The following is a 17,547-nucleotide window of genomic DNA, read 5'->3' on the forward strand; positions in this document are numbered from 1 at the left end:
AGGAGATGGCGTCCCCAAGGGGATTCGAACCCCTGTTACAGCCGTGAAAGGGCAGTGTCCTGGGCCTCTAGACGATGGGGACTCTGTTACTGTTGCTCATTACGTTTTCTATCAGACAATCTGTTGTGGACACTACGCGGGAAGGTATCTTCAGGTAAGGAGGTGATCCAACCGCAGGTTCCCCTACGGTTACCTTGTTACGACTTCACCCCAGTCATGAATCACAAAGTGGTAAGCGCCCTCCCGAAGGTTAAGCTACCTACTTCTTTTGCAACCCACTCCCATGGTGTGACGGGCGGTGTGTACAAGGCCCGGGAACGTATTCACCGTAGCATTCTGATCTACGATTACTAGCGATTCCGACTTCACGGAGTCGAGTTGCAGACTCCGATCCGGACTACGACGCACTTTGTGAGGTCCGCTTGCTCTCGCGAGTTCGCTTCTCTTTGTATGCGCCATTGTAGCACGTGTGTAGCCCTGGCCGTAAGGGCCATGATGACTTGACGTCATCCCCACCTTCCTCCGGTTTGTCACCGGCAGTCTCCTTTGAGTTCCCGACATTACTCGCTGGCAACAAAGGATAAGGGTTGCGCTCGTTGCGGGACTTAACCCAACATTTCACAACACGAGCTGACGACAGCCATGCAGCACCTGTCTCACGGTTCCCGAAGGCACTAAGGCATCTCTGCCGAATTCCGTGGATGTCAAGGCCAGGTAAGGTTCTTCGCGTTGCATCGAATTAAACCACATGCTCCACCGCTTGTGCGGGCCCCCGTCAATTCATTTGAGTTTTAACCTTGCGGCCGTACTCCCCAGGCGGTCGACTTAACGCGTTAGCTCCGGAAGCCACGCCTCAAGGGCACAACCTCCAAGTCGACATCGTTTACGGCGTGGACTACCAGGGTATCTAATCCTGTTTGCTCCCCACGCTTTCGCACCTGAGCGTCAGTCTTTGTCCAGGGGGCCGCCTTCGCCACCGGTATTCCTCCAGATCTCTACGCATTTCACCGCTACACCTGGAATTCTACCCCCCTCTACAAGACTCTAGCCTGCCAGTTTCAAATGCAGTTCCCAGGTTAAGCCCGGGGATTTCACATCTGACTTGACAGACCGCCTGCGTGCGCTTTACGCCCAGTAATTCCGATTAACGCTTGCACCCTCCGTATTACCGCGGCTGCTGGCACGGAGTTAGCCGGTGCTTCTTCTGCGGGTAACGTCAATCGATAAGGTTATTAACCTTATCGCCTTCCTCCCCGCTGAAAGTACTTTACAACCCGAAGGCCTTCTTCATACACGCGGCATGGCTGCATCAGGCTTGCGCCCATTGTGCAATATTCCCCACTGCTGCCTCCCGTAGGAGTCTGGACCGTGTCTCAGTTCCAGTGTGGCTGGTCATCCTCTCAGACCAGCTAGGGATCGTCGCCTAGGTGAGCCATTACCCCACCTACTAGCTAATCCCATCTGGGCACATCCGATGGTGTGAGGCCCGAAGGTCCCCCACTTTGGTCCGAAGACGTTATGCGGTATTAGCTACCGTTTCCAGTAGTTATCCCCCTCCATCAGGCAGTTTCCCAGACATTACTCACCCGTCCGCCACTCGTCACCCGAGAGCAAGCTCTCTGTGCTACCGTTCGACTTGCATGTGTTAGGCCTGCCGCCAGCGTTCAATCTGAGCCATGATCAAACTCTTCAATTAAAAGTTCGATTTGCTGAAACAAGTTCAGCGATGCTCAAGTGTAAAACGTCATAATGAATTTCATTATGTGTTCACTCTTAAGGCTTGATATTTTTTTGCGCCTTGCGGCGCTGATACCAATCCTGCGAGTGCCCACACAGATTGTCTGATAAATTGTTAAAGAGCATTGCGGTAAGTGCCTTGGCGCCTTACTGCGAGGTGGCGTATATTACGCTTTCCTCCTTCAGAGTCAACTTCTTTTTGGGAAGTTTTTCTCCGGCGATTCAGCTTCCTGAACCTCTGACCCGGTGACCGTGAAGTCGTTGTTCCGTGTCAGTGGATGCGCATTATAGGGAGTTCCTGACGGAGGACAAGTGTTTATTGCAGAAAAATGACTGACAGCGTCATTTTTCATCAAAGCGCCTTTTTTTCCTGCATTTTGCCTGATAATCCAGCAAATTCATGGGCAAAGCGACCCACCTGAACCCAATCTGTGTACTCAACTTCTTTACTGACATCGGTTTCGCCGCCGGTCATACGCATAATCAAGCGGATCATAAAGCGATCGAAGAAGCCATAGCGCGGATAACGCAGTGCGCCAGCGAATACCGCACAGCAGTCCGGCTGCCATGGCGACTGCAACAGGAACTTGCGGGTATACGCATTGGTCTGCGGCGTACGCTTCTCTGCTTTACGGGCGGTCAGGTTGACGGAGAAGAAGCCGCTTGGCCTTTCATTTAACTGGGCAAGGTTCTTCTTCACAAATTTGGTTACCGCCGGATGGAAGTGACCGTAGTGAATAGAGGCCCCGATCAACACCCGATCGTACTTAGACCAGTCAACAGCAGAGGCATGTTCGATATTCACTACCTCACACTCCTGCTGCTCTTTAAGTTGGTTAGCTATATAAGCTGCAATCTCGCGGGTTTGTCCCTCGCGGCTGGAAAACAGAATCAACGCTTTCATATTCATTACTCGTTTTAGTTACTCGCGCCAGAAGGTCGGCGTAAACAGGACTAGCAGCGTGAACACTTCAAGACGACCAAACAGCATCGTCAGGATTAAGATCCATTTCGCCGTATCATTCATGGTGGTGAAGTTATCTGCCACCACTCCCAATCCTGGGCCCAGATTGTTCAGGGTAGCTGCCACAGCCGCAAACGCAGAAAAATCATCAACGCCGGTCGCGATAATCGCCAGCATGCTCAACAGGAACACCAACGCATACGCAGAGAAGAATCCCCACACCGCTTCGAGGATACGTTCCGGCAGCGCGCGCTGTCCCAGCTTGATGGTGTAAACCGCGTTCGGATGCACCAGGCGCTTTAACTCACGGTTACCCTGTTTGAACAGCAGCAGGATACGGATGACCTTAAGCCCGCCGCCCGTCGAACCGGCACAACCACCAATAAAGGCAGAGCACAACAACAAGACCGGCAGGAACAGTGGCCAGCGCGCGATGCTGTCGGTGGTAAAACCGGCGGTGGTGGCCATCGACACGACCTGGAAGAAGGCCTGGTTCAGCGTTTGCAGTCCGGAATGATAGACATCGTGGAACCACAACACGATGGTGCAGATCACCACTAAGGTCAGCTGCACCCCAATAAACATGCGGAATTCTGGATCGCGCCAGTAAACGCGAAGATTGCGACCACTCAGCAGAGAGAAGTGCAGGCCGTAGTTACAGCCGGAAATCAGCAGGAAGATGGCAATAATCGTGTTAATCGTCGGGCTGTTGAAATAGCCGATACTCGCATCATGGGTGGAGAAGCCGCCGATGGCGATCGTTGAGAAGCTGTGGCCGATGGCATCAAACAGCGGCATACCCGCCAGCCAGAGTGCCAGCGCACAGACGACGGTCAGCAACACGTAGATCAGCCACAGGGTTTTCGCCGTCTCAGCAATACGCGGCCGCATCTTATTGTCTTTCAACGGGCCGGGCATTTCAGCGCGATAGAGCTGCATGCCCCCCACGCCCAGAATCGGCAGAATTGCCACTGCCAGCACAATGATCCCCATGCCGCCCAGCCATTGCAGCATTTGCCGGTAGAAGAGGATCGCTTTCGGGAGCGAGTCCAGCCCCACCAGCGTCGTGGCACCGGTCGTCGTCAGGCCTGAGAAGGATTCAAAGAAGGCATCGGTAATTGAAAGGTTGGGATGTTCCGCAAAGATAAAGGGCATCGCCCCCACACTGCCCAGCACTGTCCAGAACAGCACGACGATCAGGAAGCCCTCTTTAGGCTTCAGCTCTTTTTTCTGCTTTCGGTTGGGCCACCACAGCATCGAGCCGATCAGCAGTGCCATAAAGAAGGTCTGAGTAAAGGCTCGTCCGGCACCATCGCGGTAGATTAACGCGACCAGGCCCGGCACGATCATCGTCCCCGAGAACAAAATGACCAGCAACCCAACGATGCGGGTAATGGCACGATAATGCATGTAGCCTTTCCTTCCTGACGATGATGAGGTTAGTCGAGCGGTGTGAGCGTGAGCGCCCCTCGGCTAAAGTCTGTAAGATTTTGCGAAAACCCGGCCACCTGCGCATGGGGCAAGGCCAGCGTCAGCGAGACGCATGCCAAAAATTCTGTCTGCAACAGCTGGCCATGAAAGCGGCCAGTCATTCTTTCTATCTCTGCCAGTTGAGCATAGTCACAGGAGAGCGTGAAGGTCAGCATCGGGACTTTTTGCTGACGCGGCAGCAGCTTTAATGCCTGTTGAACACCTCCGCCATACGCCTTCACTAAGCCGCCCGTACCCAACTGGATGCCACCGTAATAACGCACGACGACGGCGGTCACTTCCCCGATGTTGTTTCCCATCAGCTGAGCAAGCATCGGTTTACCTGCCGTGCCAGAGGGTTCACCGTCATCAGAGAACCCAAGCTGTTGTGAGTCGGAAGGGGCTCCCGCCACCCATGCCCAGCAATGGTGGCGGGCAGAAGGATGCTCGCCTTTGACCTGCTGAACAAAGGCCCGCGCCGCTTCCACGCCGTCAGTATGGGCCAACAGTGTAATAAAGCGGCTTTTTTTAATCTCCTCGCTGACGCTGAAGCGCTCAGCGGGGATGTCATACGCGTCCATCAGTCCAGCTTCAGGTCACGCGTCATATTTTCCACGCCCTGTTCGCGAATAATCACGTTATCCTCGATACGAATGCCGCCATAAGGCTTGAGCGCATCAATGCGGTCCCAGTTGAAATGCTGGCTGAACTTACCTTCACGCCATGGCGCCAGCAGAGAATCAATAAAGTAGATGCCAGGTTCGATGGTGACCACCATCCGCGGTTCCAGAATGCGCGTGCAGCGCAGGTAAGGATATTGCGCAAGTGCGGCCTGATGGGTGCCCTCTTCATCCTGCATAAATCCGGCGACATCATGAACCTGAAGTCCCAGCGGATGACCAATGCCATGGGGCATAAACGGCCCGGTCAGATCTTCCGCCACCAGCGCTTCCTCACTCAGCCCTTTCACCAGCTGATGCTTAAGCAACAGTTTGGCAATACGCTGGTGCATTTGCAGATGGTATTCGGTGTAGCGAACGCCCGCTTTCATCGTGGCGATCAGCGCCAGCTCTTCTTCATTCATATCGCGGATCAGCTGGGCATAGTCATTGTCACTTTGCGCTGAATAGGTGCGGGTCAGATCGGCCGCATAGCCGTTGTATTCTGTTCCGGCATCAATCAGGAAGCTACGCGACTGCGCAGGGGGCAGATGATCCAACTTGGTGTAATGCAGCACCGCAGCGTGCTCATTCAGCGCAATGATATTGCCGTAAGGCACATCAATATCGCGGTGGCCGGTGGCACTCAGGTAAGCGCCATTGATATCAAACTCGCTCATGCCTGAGAGGAACGCCTCTTTGGCCGCACGATGACCGATCACCGCGGTTTTCTGCGCTTCGCGCATGCAGTACAGCTCATAGTCAGTTTTCAGCGAGCGATGGTAATGCAGGAAATCGATAGCGGCTTTCGGGTTAGTCAGCTCCGCTTTGATGCCTAACTGCGCTGCGCGCGCGGGCACAGGGCCGATATAAGCCACATTACCCAGCTGAGCAGGCAACAGCTGTTGAATCTCATCGGCATTTTTTAACGCCACGATGTCGATTTCGTCGGTCCAGAAGCTTTGCGGCAGCGGCTCAACGTTGTGCCAGTAATCAACCGGCGAGTAGAACCACAGCTTAGGTTTGTTTACGCCATCCACCCACAGCCAGCAGTTCGGCACAGAGGTCACCGGCACCCAGGCTTTGAATTGCGGATTCACTTTAAAGGGATAGGTATGATCGTCGAGGAAAACGGTGAGCAGTTCTCCCGAATGGATCAACATGGCATCCAGCTTGCTGCGAGCTAATACCTGCTGAGCACGCGCCTGTAGTGTTTTCAGGTGGTCCTGATAAAGAGTGACCAACGATTCCATAACTCCGTCTCCATTAACGTGAAATTGAGCGCATCTTATCACAGCCCTTTACCCGATGCCGTTTTGCCGCGCCTGTGATCTTGTTTGCAAATTAGCAAACTCTCGTTTGCAAATAATTAACATCCCTTCCACACTCTCGATCATCTGGTATGACCAGATCCCCTTAACGCGGCTTCAGGAGATCAACATGCTCTACAAAGGCGACACGCTTACCCTGGACTGGCTGGAAGATGGCATCGCCGAGCTGGCTTTTGATGCGCCCGGCTCGGTGAATAAGTTGGATACACAAACCGTGGCCAGCCTGGGTGAAGCTATTTCGGTTCTGGAGAAGCAGCCAGGGCTGAAAGCGCTGCTGCTCAGCTCCCGCAAACCGGCTTTTATTGTTGGCGCGGATATCACTGAGTTCCTTTCTCTGTTTGCGGCACCGGCTGAAAAACTGGAACAGTGGCTGGGATTTGCCAACGGCATCTTTAGCCGACTGGAAGACCTGCCCGTGCCGACGCTATCCGCGATCCAGGGCTATGCCCTCGGCGGCGGATGTGAATGCATTCTGGCGACCGATTTCCGTATCGCCACCCCGGACGCCCGCATCGGCCTGCCGGAAACCAAACTGGGCATCATGCCTGGCTTTGGGGGATCGGTACGCCTGCCTCGCCTGTTAGGTGCGGACAGCGCGCTGGAAATTATAGCCGCCGGCAAAGATGTCGATGCGCAAAAAGCGCTGGCCATCGGTCTGGTTGATGCCGTGGTCCCGGTTGAGAAATTGCAGCAGGCCGCGCTGGCCATCCTGCAGGAAGCGATGTCCGGCAAGCAGGACTGGCGCGCACGTCGTCAGCCGAAGCTTGCGCCGCTGAAACTGAGCAAAATTGAAGCCACCATGAGCTTCAGCATCGCAAAAAGTATGGTGCTGCAGACCGCCGGGAAACATTACCCGGCACCAATGATGGCGGTGAAAACCATTGAGGCCGCAGCAGGTCTGGGCCGTGATGCTGCGCTGAAGCTGGAGACGCAGGCCTTTGTGCCACTGGCCCGTTCTGACGAGGCTCGCGCACTGGTGGGGATCTTCCTCAACGATCAGGCGGTGAAGGCCAAAGCCAAAAAGCTGACCCGCGACGTTGAAACGCCAAAACAAGCCGCTGTGCTGGGCGCCGGTATTATGGGCGGCGGCATTGCTTATCAGTCCGCCTCGAAAGGCGTACCGGTGATGATGAAGGACATTAATCCGGCCTCGCTGGAATTGGGTATGAAAGAAGCCGCGAAACTGCTGAATAAACAGCTGGAGCGCGGAAAAATCGACGGCATGAAACTGGCTGGCATTATTGGCACCATTCAACCCACGCTGGACTATGCCGGCTTTGAGCGGGCAGACATTGTGGTTGAAGCCGTTGTTGAAAACCCGAAGGTAAAAGCCGCGGTGCTGGCAGAAACGGAAGGCTATCTGCACAGCGGTGCGATCCTGGCGTCGAATACCTCCACCATCCCAATCAGCCATCTGGCCCACGCGTTGAAGCGGCCAGAAAATTTCTGCGGCATGCACTTCTTTAATCCTGTTCACCGCATGCCGCTGGTCGAAGTGATCCGGGGTGAGAAAACCTCAGACGCGACGCTGGCAACCGTGGTGGCCTGGGCCAGCAAAATGGGCAAAACGCCGATCGTTGTTAATGACTGTCCGGGCTTTTTCGTTAACCGGGTGCTGTTCCCTTACTTTGCGGGCTTCAGCCTGCTGCTGCGCGATGGCGCAGACTTCCGCCAGATAGATAAAGTGATGGAAAAACAGTTCGGCTGGCCAATGGGCCCGGCCTGGCTGCTGGACGTGGTGGGGATTGATACCGCTCACCATGCACAGATGGTGATGGCTGACGGATTCCCTTCCCGCATGAAGAAAGATTATCGCGATGCGATTGACGTGCTGTTCGATGCCAAACGCTTTGGTCAGAAAAATCAGCTTGGCTTCTATCGCTGGGAAACTGACAGCAAGGGTAAACAGAAGAAGGTGGCAGATCCGGCGGTCGATGACCTGTTGCAGACGGTCTGTCAGTCAAAGCGGGTGTTCAGCGATGATGAGATCGTGTCCCGCATGATGATCCCGATGATCAATGAAGTCGTACGTTGCCTGGAAGAGGGAATTATTGCCTCCCCTGCCGAGGCCGATATGGCGCTGGTTTATGGACTCGGCTTCCCGCCTTTCCACGGCGGCGCTTTCCGCTATCTCGATACGCAAGGCAATGCGCGTTTTGTCAGCCAGGCTGAACCGTTCAGCGAGCTGGGTGCGCTTTATCAGCCGCCTGCTGGCCTGCGTGAAAAAGCGCAGAAAGACGAAAGCTGGTATCCACAGGCCGCGCCCATCGGCGATGCCACTCTGAAAACGGCGTGAGGGTAAGAAAATGGAAAAAGTCGTGATTGTTGATGCCATCCGCACGCCGATGGGTCGTTCTAAAGGTGGCGCTTATCGCCACGTTCGTGCTGAAGATTTATCGGCACATTTGATGCGCAACCTGTTGAGCCGCAATCCCGCGCTGGACGCGTCTTCGCTGGACGATATTTACTGGGGCTGCGTGCAGCAAACCCTCGAACAGGGTTTCAATATTGCCCGCAACGCGTCGCTGTTGGCGGAGATCCCGCACAGCGTGCCGGCGACCACGGTCAACCGCCTGTGTGGTTCCTCAATGCAGGCGCTGCATGATGCGGCGCGCGCCATTATGGTGGGCGATGCCCATGCCTGCCTGATTGGTGGCGTTGAACATATGGGCCACGTGCCGATGAACCACGGAGTGGACTTTCATCCGGGATTGAGCAAAACCGTCGCCAAAGCGGCTGGGATGATGGGATTAACCGCCGAGATGCTCGCGCGCATCCATAAAATCAGCCGTGAGCGTCAGGACGCCTTCGCCGCACGTTCCCATCAGCGTGCCTGGGCTGCCACCCAGGCCGGTCACTTTGCCAATGAGATTGTGCCAACCAGCGGACATGATGCGGATGGCGTGCTGCGCCGTTACGACTTCGATGAAGTGATCCGTTCAGATACCACCGTTGCGGGCCTCGCCGCATTACGTCCCGCTTTCGATCCGGTCAACGGCACGGTCACTGCAGGCACCTCTTCCGCACTGTCAGACGGTGCCGCAGCGATGCTGATAATGAGTGAATCCCGTGCGCGTGAGCTGGGCCTTAAGCCGCGAGCGGTTGTCCGCGCGATGGCGGTGGTGGGATGTGACCCTTCGGTGATGGGATACGGTCCGGTTCCGGCGTCAAAACTGGCGTTAAAAAGAGCCGGTCTGAACGTGACGGATATTGGCGTCTTCGAACTGAATGAAGCGTTCGCCGCGCAAACGCTGCCCTGTATTCAGGATCTCGGCCTGCTGGAAGTGATGGATGAAAAGGTCAATCTGAATGGCGGTGCAATCGCGTTAGGTCATCCGCTGGGCTGTTCGGGTGCCCGCATCAGTACTACCTTGCTTAATCTGATGGAAAGGCGCGATGCCCAATTTGGCCTGGCGACCATGTGTATTGGTCTGGGACAGGGGATCGCCACCGTCTTCGAACGCATCTGATACGTTGAACTGGCTGTTTCACTGATTCAATTCCCGCCCGTCAGGGGCGGGTTTTTTCGTTGCTCAGGTTCAGGGGCAGAGCGTCCTGCCCCCGGCAACCTCAGATAAAGGCGAAGGCATCGCCGAACATCTGATCTTCCTTCGCGCCGCGCTCGGCACAAAAACGCTCACGGGCGATTTTGGCCATCTCGAAACGGCCTGCAATATAGATGTCATGACTGGCAAGCGTGGCATAGTCATTCATCACGGCGGTCAGCACCGTACCACTGCGCCCATCCCAACCCGCTTCAGGCTGCTCGACAACCGGAATAATTTTCAGGTTAGGGTGCTTAATGGCCAGCGCGTCTAACTCTTCCAGATCGTAGAGATGCTTCAGCTCGCGTCCGCCCCAGTAAAGGGCGATATCACGATCCGGCTGCTGAGAAAGGGCGGTCAGCAGAATAGAGCGGGCATAGGAGAACCCGGTTCCACCCGCAACCAGCACCAGCGGGCGATCGCCCTCTTCCCGCAGCCAGGCATCACCATGGGGAATATCGACGGTGATTTTGCGCTGTTCCTGAATGCGTTCCATCACCGCCATGGCATACAGATTCAGTTCTGAGGCACCAATGTGCAGCTCGATAATGTCTTTTTCCATCGGAGTGGATGCCAGTGAGAATGGACGCTTGTCACGCTCGTCCATCACCACCATCAAATACTGGCCAGCACGGAAGCTAAAATCAGCCTCCGGCACCATTCTCACTCGGTACACAGTATCGGTAATCGCCTCTACTGAGGTCACTTTGCAGCTTAACGTTGTCATGCGTTCCCTCTGTCGGGTCTCTGGCAGTTATTTGCCGGGCGTGTTATTGCGCGTAGGTGGCTCACTGAAGATGCCCAGTTCGTCCCAAATCTCATCGATACGGGCTGTTACCGCCGGATCTTTACGGATCGGACGTCCCCACTCTCGCGTCGTTTCGCCTGGCCATTTATTGGTCGCATCCAGTCCCATTTTCGAGCCTAAGCCGGAAACAGGTGAAGCGAAGTCCAGGTAGTCGATCGGCGTATTTTCAACTAAGACAGTATCTCTCGCCGGATCCATTCGCGTGGTGATCGCCCAGATGACGTCGTTCCAGTCACGGGCATTCACATCATCATCGCAGACAATAACAAATTTGGTATACATAAACTGACGAAGGAAAGACCAGACGCCCATCATTACGCGCTTGGCATGTCCCGCATACTGTTTTTTCATCGTAACGACGGCCAGGCGATAGGAACACCCTTCCGGCGGCAGATAGAAATCGACAATTTCCGGGAACTGCTTCTGCAGGATCGGCACAAAGACTTCATTCAGCGCCACGCCTAACACCGCAGGTTCATCCGGTGGACGACCGGTGTAGGTCGAATGATAGATCGGATTGCGGCGCTGAGTGATATGCGTCACGGTGAACACCGGGAAACTGTCTACTTCATTATAGTAACCCGTATGATCGCCGTAAGGGCCTTCTGGCGCCATTTCGCCAGGCTCGATATAGCCTTCAAGCACAATTTCGGCGCTGGCGGGCACTTCCAGATCGTTGGATATGCACTTCACCACTTCCGTTTTAGTGCCGCGCAGCAGGCCGGCGAAGGCATATTCAGACAGGGTGTCAGGAACGGGGGTCACGGCACCCAGAATCGTGGCCGGATCGGCGCCCAACGCGACGGATACCGGGAAACGTTCCCCCGGATGCTGCTGCGTCCACTCCTGGAAATCCAGCGCGCCGCCGCGATGGGAGAGCCAGCGCATAATCAGCTTGTTCTTACCAATCACCTGCTGGCGATAGATGCCGAGATTCTGCCGCTCTTTGTGCGGACCGCGTGTGACGGTCAATCCCCAGGTAATTAGCGGGGCCGCATCTTCAGGCCAACATTTCATTACCGGGATTCGGTGCAGATCGACCTCGTCACCCTGCCAAATCTCTTGCTGGCACGGCGCATCACGCAGACGCTTGGTCGGCATGTTCAGCACCTGCTTCCACTGCGGCATCTTATCGAAGAAATCACGGAAACCGCGAGGTGGCTCAGGTTCTTTCAGGAACGCCAGCAGGCGGCCAACATCACGCAGCGCCGAGACATCTTTCTGTCCCATGCCCATGGCCACACGGTCCGGCGTACCGAACAGGTTGCACAACACCGGCATGTCGTACCCTTTTGGGTTTTCGAACAGCAGTGCCGGGCCGCCAGCTCGCAGGGTGCGATCGGCGATTTCGGTCATCTCAAGATCCGGGTCGATCTCTTGCGTAATACGTTTTAATTCCCCGCGCTGCTCAAGCAAGGCAAGGAAATCGCGTAAGTCGTGGTATTTCATGACTTCTCATCAATACGGTCAGTGAATCGGCCATTATAGGGAGGATTGTTACGCTATGCTTAGTTTTTTGGAGCGACCGCGATCTGCAAACCAAATTCTTGCCAGGGCCGCATCTCTGCTGGATCCCGCTATAACTCTGGCGATGAGTTTGGTATTCTTAGCGGCCCTGTAATCAAAAAGTGACGTTATGGAATCCTGGTATTTACTTTATTGCAAACGTGGCCAGCTGCTTCGCGCGAAAGAACATCTTGAGCGTCAATCGGTGCATTGTCTTAGCCCAATGATTGCATTAGAGAAATTGGTTCGCGGAAAACGCACCCAGGTGGATGAGCCGCTCTTCCCCAATTATCTGTTTATAGAATTTGATCCGGAAGCGATTCATACCACAACCATAAGCGCCACGCGGGGCGTCAGCCATTTCGTTCGCTTCGGCAGTCTGCCGGCAAGCGTTCCTCATGACGTGATTATGGCACTGCAAACCGATACGCCAATCACCATGGTCGATCCTGACGTGCCTCAGCCCGGCGACCGCGTGTTAATTACCTGCGGCGCGTTTGAAGGGCTGAAAGCCATCTTCACCGAGCCCGATGGGGAAGCGCGCTCAATGCTGCTGCTGAACCTGCTCAATAAGCAGATCACGCGCAGCCTCGACAACAAGCAGTTCCACAAGCTTTAACCCTTCCTGCCGCTGATGCCGGAATTACGCCGGCAAACGAAACAGCTTACGCGCATTAGCATCGCACTGACGTCCCAGCGCCTCGGGTTCTTCCCCACGTAATCCCGCCACTACCTGCACAATATGCGGCAGGAAGCAGGGTTCATTACGTCGTGAAGGCGGCCTCGGGCGCATGTCGCGGGGCAGCAAATAGGGCGCATCCGTTTCCAGCAGCAGACGGTCGGCTGGGATCAACGGCATTAACTCACGAAGCTCTACGCCACGTCGCTCATCGCACACCCAGCCCGTAATCCCAATTGAGAGTCCCGCCGCCAGGTAGGCTTCAAGCTCTTCGCGCGTGCCGGTAAAGCAGTGCACCACCGCACCAGGCAACGTTGGTAACCAGGGCGTGAGGACGGCGAGGAAACGGTCGTGGGCATCGCGACAGTGGAGAAACACCGGCATCGCCAATTCGGCAGCCAGCTCAAGCTGGGCATTGAACGCATAAACCTGCTGCTCAGGTTCAGAGATATTGCGGTTGAAGTCCAGACCACATTCGCCAATGGCGACCACTTCAGGGCTCTCCGCCAGCCGTTTCAGGGTCGCGGCGGTTTCGCCTGACCATTCACTGGCATGATGGGGATGGACACCGGCGGTGGACCAGCAATAACCCGGACGACGCGTGGCCAGGCTTTGCGCCTGCTGGCTTTCCAGCGCGTTGGTGCCGGTGATCAGTAAGCCGGTGATCCCGGCGTCTTTCGCACGTTTTACGACCTGATCGCGATCTTTCGCGAACTGCGTGCTGGTCAGGTTCACACCAATATCGAACATAGGATTATCCAAACAGTAACCGCCCTTTCGGGCGGTTACGTTACTTCATGTAAGGGAGCGCTGGACCTGCTTTACGCTACTCTGGGCCCGATTCTTCCGGGTCCATGTCCTGACGACGCTTGCCGACATAGAAGCGCGCGAAGAACACGCCGACTTCAAACAGGCAATACATCGGAATAGCCAGAAGCGTCTGAGAGAAGACATCTGGCGGGGTCAACAGCATTCCCACCACGAAAGCACCCACCAACACGTACGGGCGCTTCTTCTTCAGGTCTTCCGGGGTTGTCATGCCGGTCCAACAGATCAACACGATAGCAATTGGCACTTCAAAGGAGACGCCAAATGCCATAAACAGTGCCATTACAAAATCGAGATAGTTGTTAATGTCAGTGGCAATCAACACGCCCTGCGGCGCGGTCTTGGCGAAGAAGCCAAAGGCCAGCGGAAAGACAACAAAGTAGGCGAAAGCCATGCCGGTATAGAATAGGAATGAACTGGAAAACAGCAACGGCATAACCAGCTTGCGCTCATGGCGATAAAGCGCAGGGGCGATAAAGGCCCAGATCTGATACAGGATCACCGGTACCGCAAGGAATACCGAGACGATCATCGTCAGTTTTATTGGGGTGAAAAACGGGGACGCAACGTCAGTGGCGATCATGCTGGCGCCCGCTGGCATCTGCTTAATCAGCGGCGCGGAAACCAGCTGGTAGATGTCATTGGAAAAATAAGCCAGACAGATAAAGATGCCGACGACGGCAATAATACAGTTCAACAAGCGCTTACGGAGTTCAATCAAATGACTGATAAGCGGTTGGGTATCTTCAACAGCCATGTTTATCGTTCATCGCTCGGTAAATGGGTGGAAACAGGAGCACGGCTGGACAGGATTGGCGCGTCGCCATTCGTGGTCAAGGCCGGTTTCGGTTCAGGTTTCACTGTCGGGGCCTGAGCTGGCGCGGTAGCCACTTCGGGTGCCTGAACGGGCGCAGACGCCACGTCAGTAGCCGGAATGGGTGAGGTTGCCGCTTCAGATACCTGAACCGGTGTGGTCACCGCGTCAGGGGCTTTGACAGGGGAACTGGCCTGATGGTCGGCTTCCGCTGGCGTCACACCCTCATGCGTCTCGGCAGAGTTCTTCACAAGGGGGTTATGGATGGTGTTGGCTTCGTCATCGGCTTTTTCATTTTCGCCGAGGTAAGAACGCTTCATGGATTCTGCTGATTGCTTCAGCTCTTCCATTGACGCCTTCAGCTCAGGAGAAAGGCTGTTCTTACTGGCCTCTTCCACCTTTTTCAGGCTGTCCTGCAGCTCCTGCAATTTAAGTTCCTGAGCGAGTTCGTTCTGCACACTGGTCGCCAGTGAACGCAGAGCGCGGATCCAGCCAACGACGGTTCTGACCGCCACCGGTAAACGCTGTGGACCCAGCACGACCAGCCCGATAACGAACACCAAAATCAGTTCACTAAAGCCTATGTCGAACACGGTTTATACCTTGTCGTTCTTGACGTCTTCTTTCTTCGCTTCTGTCTGATCTTTTTCCGCCAGTTTGGCGTGGAAGTCAGCATCATTAGCATGGTCTTTATCTTTCTCGTTTTCATCGCCCATGGCTTTTTTGAAGCCTTTGATCGATGAACCCAAATCAGATCCCAGCGTACGGAGTTTGTTGGTACCAAACAGAAGAACAACAATTACGGCAATGATTAACAATTGCCAGATACTAATACCGCCCATGATTTTGCCTCTGATATTGAGTTGTGATGCCAGTTTTTCAGTATATACAGCTTGTGTTGCGCTGACGATGAGCAAACCATCACCAGCGCGGGATAACCTTCTGTTTACCTTTCATGACAATCAGCTGGTTTTACGCCAGCCAACCAGCCAGCTCACCAGACCGGCGGCGATCATCGCCGCGGAAATCAGATCCCAATCTGGCCGTGTCAGCAAGATGGCAGTGCCGCTGAGCAGCAAGGTCGCACCGACGCCGAACAGGTAACGGGACTTATGCTGTCTGATCCGTTCGCCTTTTAAATCGTTGGTCAGCTTGTCGACGCTGTGTTGCAAATGCTTGTGCTGGCGCAGGCTGTCATAGAAGAGTTCCGGCAGTTCTGGCAATTTCTCAGCCCAGAAAGGCGCTTTCTCTTTCAGTGCCCTGACAATGGCCGGAATACCGATTTGATCTTTGATCCAGTCTTCCAGGAACGGTTTGGCTGTTTTCCACAAATCCAACTGCGGATAAAGCTGCCGCCCAATGCCTTCAACATACAACAATGTTTTCTGCAGGAGAACCAGTTGTGGCTGAACTTCCATATTGAAGCGTCTGGCGGTGTTGAAAAGATTCAGCAACACGTGGCCAAAGGAGATCTCTGCCAACGGCTTTTCAAAAATGGGTTCGCACACGGTGCGGATGGCAAATTCGAAATCTTCCACGTTGGTGTCCGGCGGAACCCAACCAGAGTCGACGTGAAGCTCGGCCACCTTGCGGTAATCACGATTGAAGAAGGCGATGAAGTTTTCGGCGAGATAGCGCTTATCTTCTTTATTCAGCGAGCCGACAATCCCGCAGTCGATGGCGATATATTGCGGATCTTCTGGATGGTCGTAGCTGACAAAAATATTGCCCGGATGCATATCCGCATGGAAGAAGCTGTCGCGGAACACTTGGGTAAAGAACACCTGCACGCCGCGCTCAGCCAGCAACTTCATGTTCACGCCGTGCTTCTCCAGCGTCACCACGTCGGAAATCGGAATACCGTAGATCCGCTCCATCACCAGCATGGTTTCGCTGCCGTAGTCGGAGAAGATTTCCGGAACGTACAGCATTTTGCTTTTATCGAAGTTACGGCGAAGCTGGATGGCGTTAGCCCCTTCGCGCAACAGGTTCAGCTCATCAATCAGCGTTTTTTCGTAGTCTGCGACCACTTCCTGCGGACGCAAGCGGCGGCCGTCGGGTAACAGGCGTGGAACCCAGCGCGCCATGCGGTTGATCAGCTTCATATCGGCTCTGATCACTGGCAGGATGTCCGGGCGAATCACTTTGATCACCACTTTCTGGCCGTTTTCTTTCAGCGTTGCCGTATGCACCTGGGCAATCGACGCTGATGCCAGAGGTTTGATCATGAAATCATCAAAGCGGGATTCAACCGGGCAACCAAGAGACAGTTCGATCTGCTGCTTAGCCAGCACGCCGTCAAACGGGGCTACACGGTCCTGCAGCATCGCCAGCTGATCGGCAATCTGCGGCGGGAACAGGTCGCGTCGTGTCGACATCATCTGACCAAACTTGATCCATACCGGACCCAGTTGCTCCAGCGCCAGGCGAATACGGTCGCCAAGCGGCAGGTTTTTGTGTTTGTTGGGCAGCCAGAACAGGCACTTACGCCACATGCGGATCGGCAATGCCAGACGGGTTTTGGGGATCAGTTCATCCAGGCCGTAGGTGAGGAATACCCGGATAATCAAATAGAGTCGGCGCAATTCTCCTGGCGTCATTTGCCCTCCAGCGTTGCAAGGCGGCTTTCAAGCGCGGAAAGATCGCGCGATAGCGCATCAACTTCTTCAGCAAACCAGGCTGCTTCTAATCCGCCGGGTGCCAGCCGCCACTCTTCGGTAAGCGCCTGACCGAGATAGGCCTGCTTGCGTTCAGCATCACCACGTAACAGCTGGAAACCGCGACGGGCAAACTGGCTGATACCCTGCGCCACCACGTCCCCGGTCCAGGGCGCGAGGTATTCAGCGGGGTCCAGTTCGGCGAGATCGATAAGCGCAGAAAAGTGCTGCACAACCTGCAGATCGCCGTCGACTTCCAGCTCGCCACTGCGGATCACGCTGGTCAGCTGCTGGCGATCGCGCAGCTTGCGCAAGGTGGCAATCTGCGTTTTTACCGTGCAATCGGGCGTGTCATTCCACTCGCCCAGCACATCAACCTGATGCTCGCTGAAGATAAAGATCAGCGGCTGTTTCAGTTCAGCCAGCACGATGGCCAGGCTTTTGCCATTCAGGCGCTGACGTGCTGCTTTCAGGCCGCGATCGCGATAGAGGATCTGGTTAAGTGCCGTTTCCAGGCCCGCGGTTAACAGCGGCGTTAAAGTCATTCGC

At 55.0% G+C, this 17,547-nt stretch carries 15 protein-coding genes, 1 tRNA gene and 1 rRNA gene; 3 read left to right on the plus strand and 14 right to left on the minus strand.

Annotated elements, in window-relative coordinates:
• Positions 1-6: 6 nt before the first annotated feature.
• The 6 genes from AC0IXH_RS16485 to pepQ all read right to left on the minus strand — a co-directional run bounded on the left by AC0IXH_RS16485 (position 7) and on the right by pepQ (position 6,083).
• Positions 7-82, minus strand: a tRNA-Glu gene (locus AC0IXH_RS16485).
• Between the two features lie 73 nt (positions 83-155).
• Positions 156-1,696 (minus strand): 16S ribosomal RNA (locus AC0IXH_RS16490).
• Between the two features lie 393 nt (positions 1,697-2,089).
• Positions 2,090-2,641, minus strand: a complete 552-nt coding sequence (gene hemG / locus AC0IXH_RS16495; protein WP_106382089.1) for a menaquinone-dependent protoporphyrinogen IX dehydrogenase — start codon at positions 2,639-2,641, stop codon at positions 2,090-2,092.
• Positions 2,642-2,659: 18 nt separating this feature from the next.
• Positions 2,660-4,111 (minus strand): Trk system potassium transporter TrkH, encoded by a 1,452-nt coding sequence (trkH, locus tag AC0IXH_RS16500; RefSeq protein ID WP_013200285.1) that lies wholly within the window; start codon positions 4,109-4,111, stop codon positions 2,660-2,662.
• A 29-nt stretch (positions 4,112-4,140) separates the two neighbouring features.
• Positions 4,141-4,752, minus strand: coding sequence for an IMPACT family protein (locus AC0IXH_RS16505; RefSeq protein WP_013200284.1), 612 nt, complete (start codon positions 4,750-4,752; stop codon positions 4,141-4,143).
• Entirely contained in the window at positions 4,752-6,083 is a 1,332-nt protein-coding gene (gene pepQ, locus AC0IXH_RS16510; protein WP_471720731.1) for a Xaa-Pro dipeptidase, read from the minus strand. Before pepQ ends, AC0IXH_RS16505 begins: the two co-directional genes overlap by 1 nt.
• A 187-nt stretch (positions 6,084-6,270) precedes the next feature.
• Here pepQ and fadB point away from each other — a divergent pair, with 187 nt between their 5' ends.
• Both fadB and fadA read left to right on the plus strand, forming a co-directional pair.
• A complete protein-coding gene (fadB, locus tag AC0IXH_RS16515; protein WP_346568568.1) occupies positions 6,271-8,457 on the plus strand; it encodes a fatty acid oxidation complex subunit alpha FadB in 2,187 nt (728 codons plus the stop codon).
• Between the two features lie 10 nt (positions 8,458-8,467).
• Entirely contained in the window at positions 8,468-9,631 is a 1,164-nt protein-coding gene (gene fadA, locus AC0IXH_RS16520; protein WP_134823198.1) for an acetyl-CoA C-acyltransferase FadA, read from the plus strand.
• Between the two features lie 100 nt (positions 9,632-9,731).
• Here the strand turns inward: fadA and fre are convergent, their stop codons facing one another.
• Positions 9,732-10,433, minus strand: a complete 702-nt coding sequence (gene fre / locus AC0IXH_RS16525) for an NAD(P)H-flavin reductase (protein WP_013200280.1) — start codon at positions 10,431-10,433, stop codon at positions 9,732-9,734.
• 27 nt (positions 10,434-10,460) lie between these two features.
• The gene (gene ubiD / locus AC0IXH_RS16530; RefSeq protein ID WP_013200279.1) at positions 10,461-11,963 is read right to left on the minus strand and encodes a 4-hydroxy-3-polyprenylbenzoate decarboxylase; all 1,503 of its coding nucleotides are present in this window, start codon (positions 11,961-11,963) and stop codon (positions 10,461-10,463) included.
• Between the two features lie 187 nt (positions 11,964-12,150).
• Between ubiD and rfaH the strand changes: the two genes are divergently transcribed.
• A complete protein-coding gene (gene rfaH, locus AC0IXH_RS16535) occupies positions 12,151-12,639 on the plus strand; it encodes a transcription/translation regulatory transformer protein RfaH (RefSeq protein ID WP_013200278.1) in 489 nt (162 codons plus the stop codon).
• A gap of 24 nt (positions 12,640-12,663) precedes the next feature.
• On the opposite strand, the gene tatD is transcribed toward rfaH, so the two are convergent.
• The 6 genes from tatD to ubiJ form a co-directional block, all read right to left on the minus strand.
• Entirely contained in the window at positions 12,664-13,449 is a 786-nt protein-coding gene (gene tatD / locus AC0IXH_RS16540; RefSeq protein ID WP_471720732.1) for a 3'-5' ssDNA/RNA exonuclease TatD, read from the minus strand.
• Between the two features lie 76 nt (positions 13,450-13,525).
• Positions 13,526-14,284, minus strand: coding sequence for a Sec-independent protein translocase subunit TatC (gene tatC, locus AC0IXH_RS16545; protein ID WP_013200276.1), 759 nt, complete (start codon positions 14,282-14,284; stop codon positions 13,526-13,528).
• A gap of 2 nt (positions 14,285-14,286) precedes the next feature.
• Positions 14,287-14,934 carry a Sec-independent protein translocase protein TatB gene (gene tatB / locus AC0IXH_RS16550; protein ID WP_013200275.1) on the minus strand — a complete coding sequence of 216 codons (648 nt, stop codon included), beginning with the start codon at positions 14,932-14,934 and terminating at the stop codon, positions 14,287-14,289.
• A 3-nt stretch (positions 14,935-14,937) separates the two neighbouring features.
• The gene (gene tatA, locus AC0IXH_RS16555; RefSeq protein ID WP_013200274.1) at positions 14,938-15,183 is read right to left on the minus strand and encodes a Sec-independent protein translocase subunit TatA; all 246 of its coding nucleotides are present in this window, start codon (positions 15,181-15,183) and stop codon (positions 14,938-14,940) included.
• Between the two features lie 120 nt (positions 15,184-15,303).
• Entirely contained in the window at positions 15,304-16,941 is a 1,638-nt protein-coding gene (ubiB, locus tag AC0IXH_RS16560; RefSeq protein WP_013200273.1) for a ubiquinone biosynthesis regulatory protein kinase UbiB, read from the minus strand.
• Complete coding sequence (gene ubiJ / locus AC0IXH_RS16565) at positions 16,938-17,543, minus strand: ubiquinone biosynthesis protein UbiJ (RefSeq protein ID WP_013200272.1); 606 nt, start codon at positions 17,541-17,543, stop codon at positions 16,938-16,940. The genes ubiB and ubiJ overlap by 4 nt, the downstream gene beginning before the upstream one ends.
• Positions 17,544-17,547: the final 4 nt, after the last annotated feature.

The organism is Erwinia sp. AC075 (assembly GCF_979253995.1).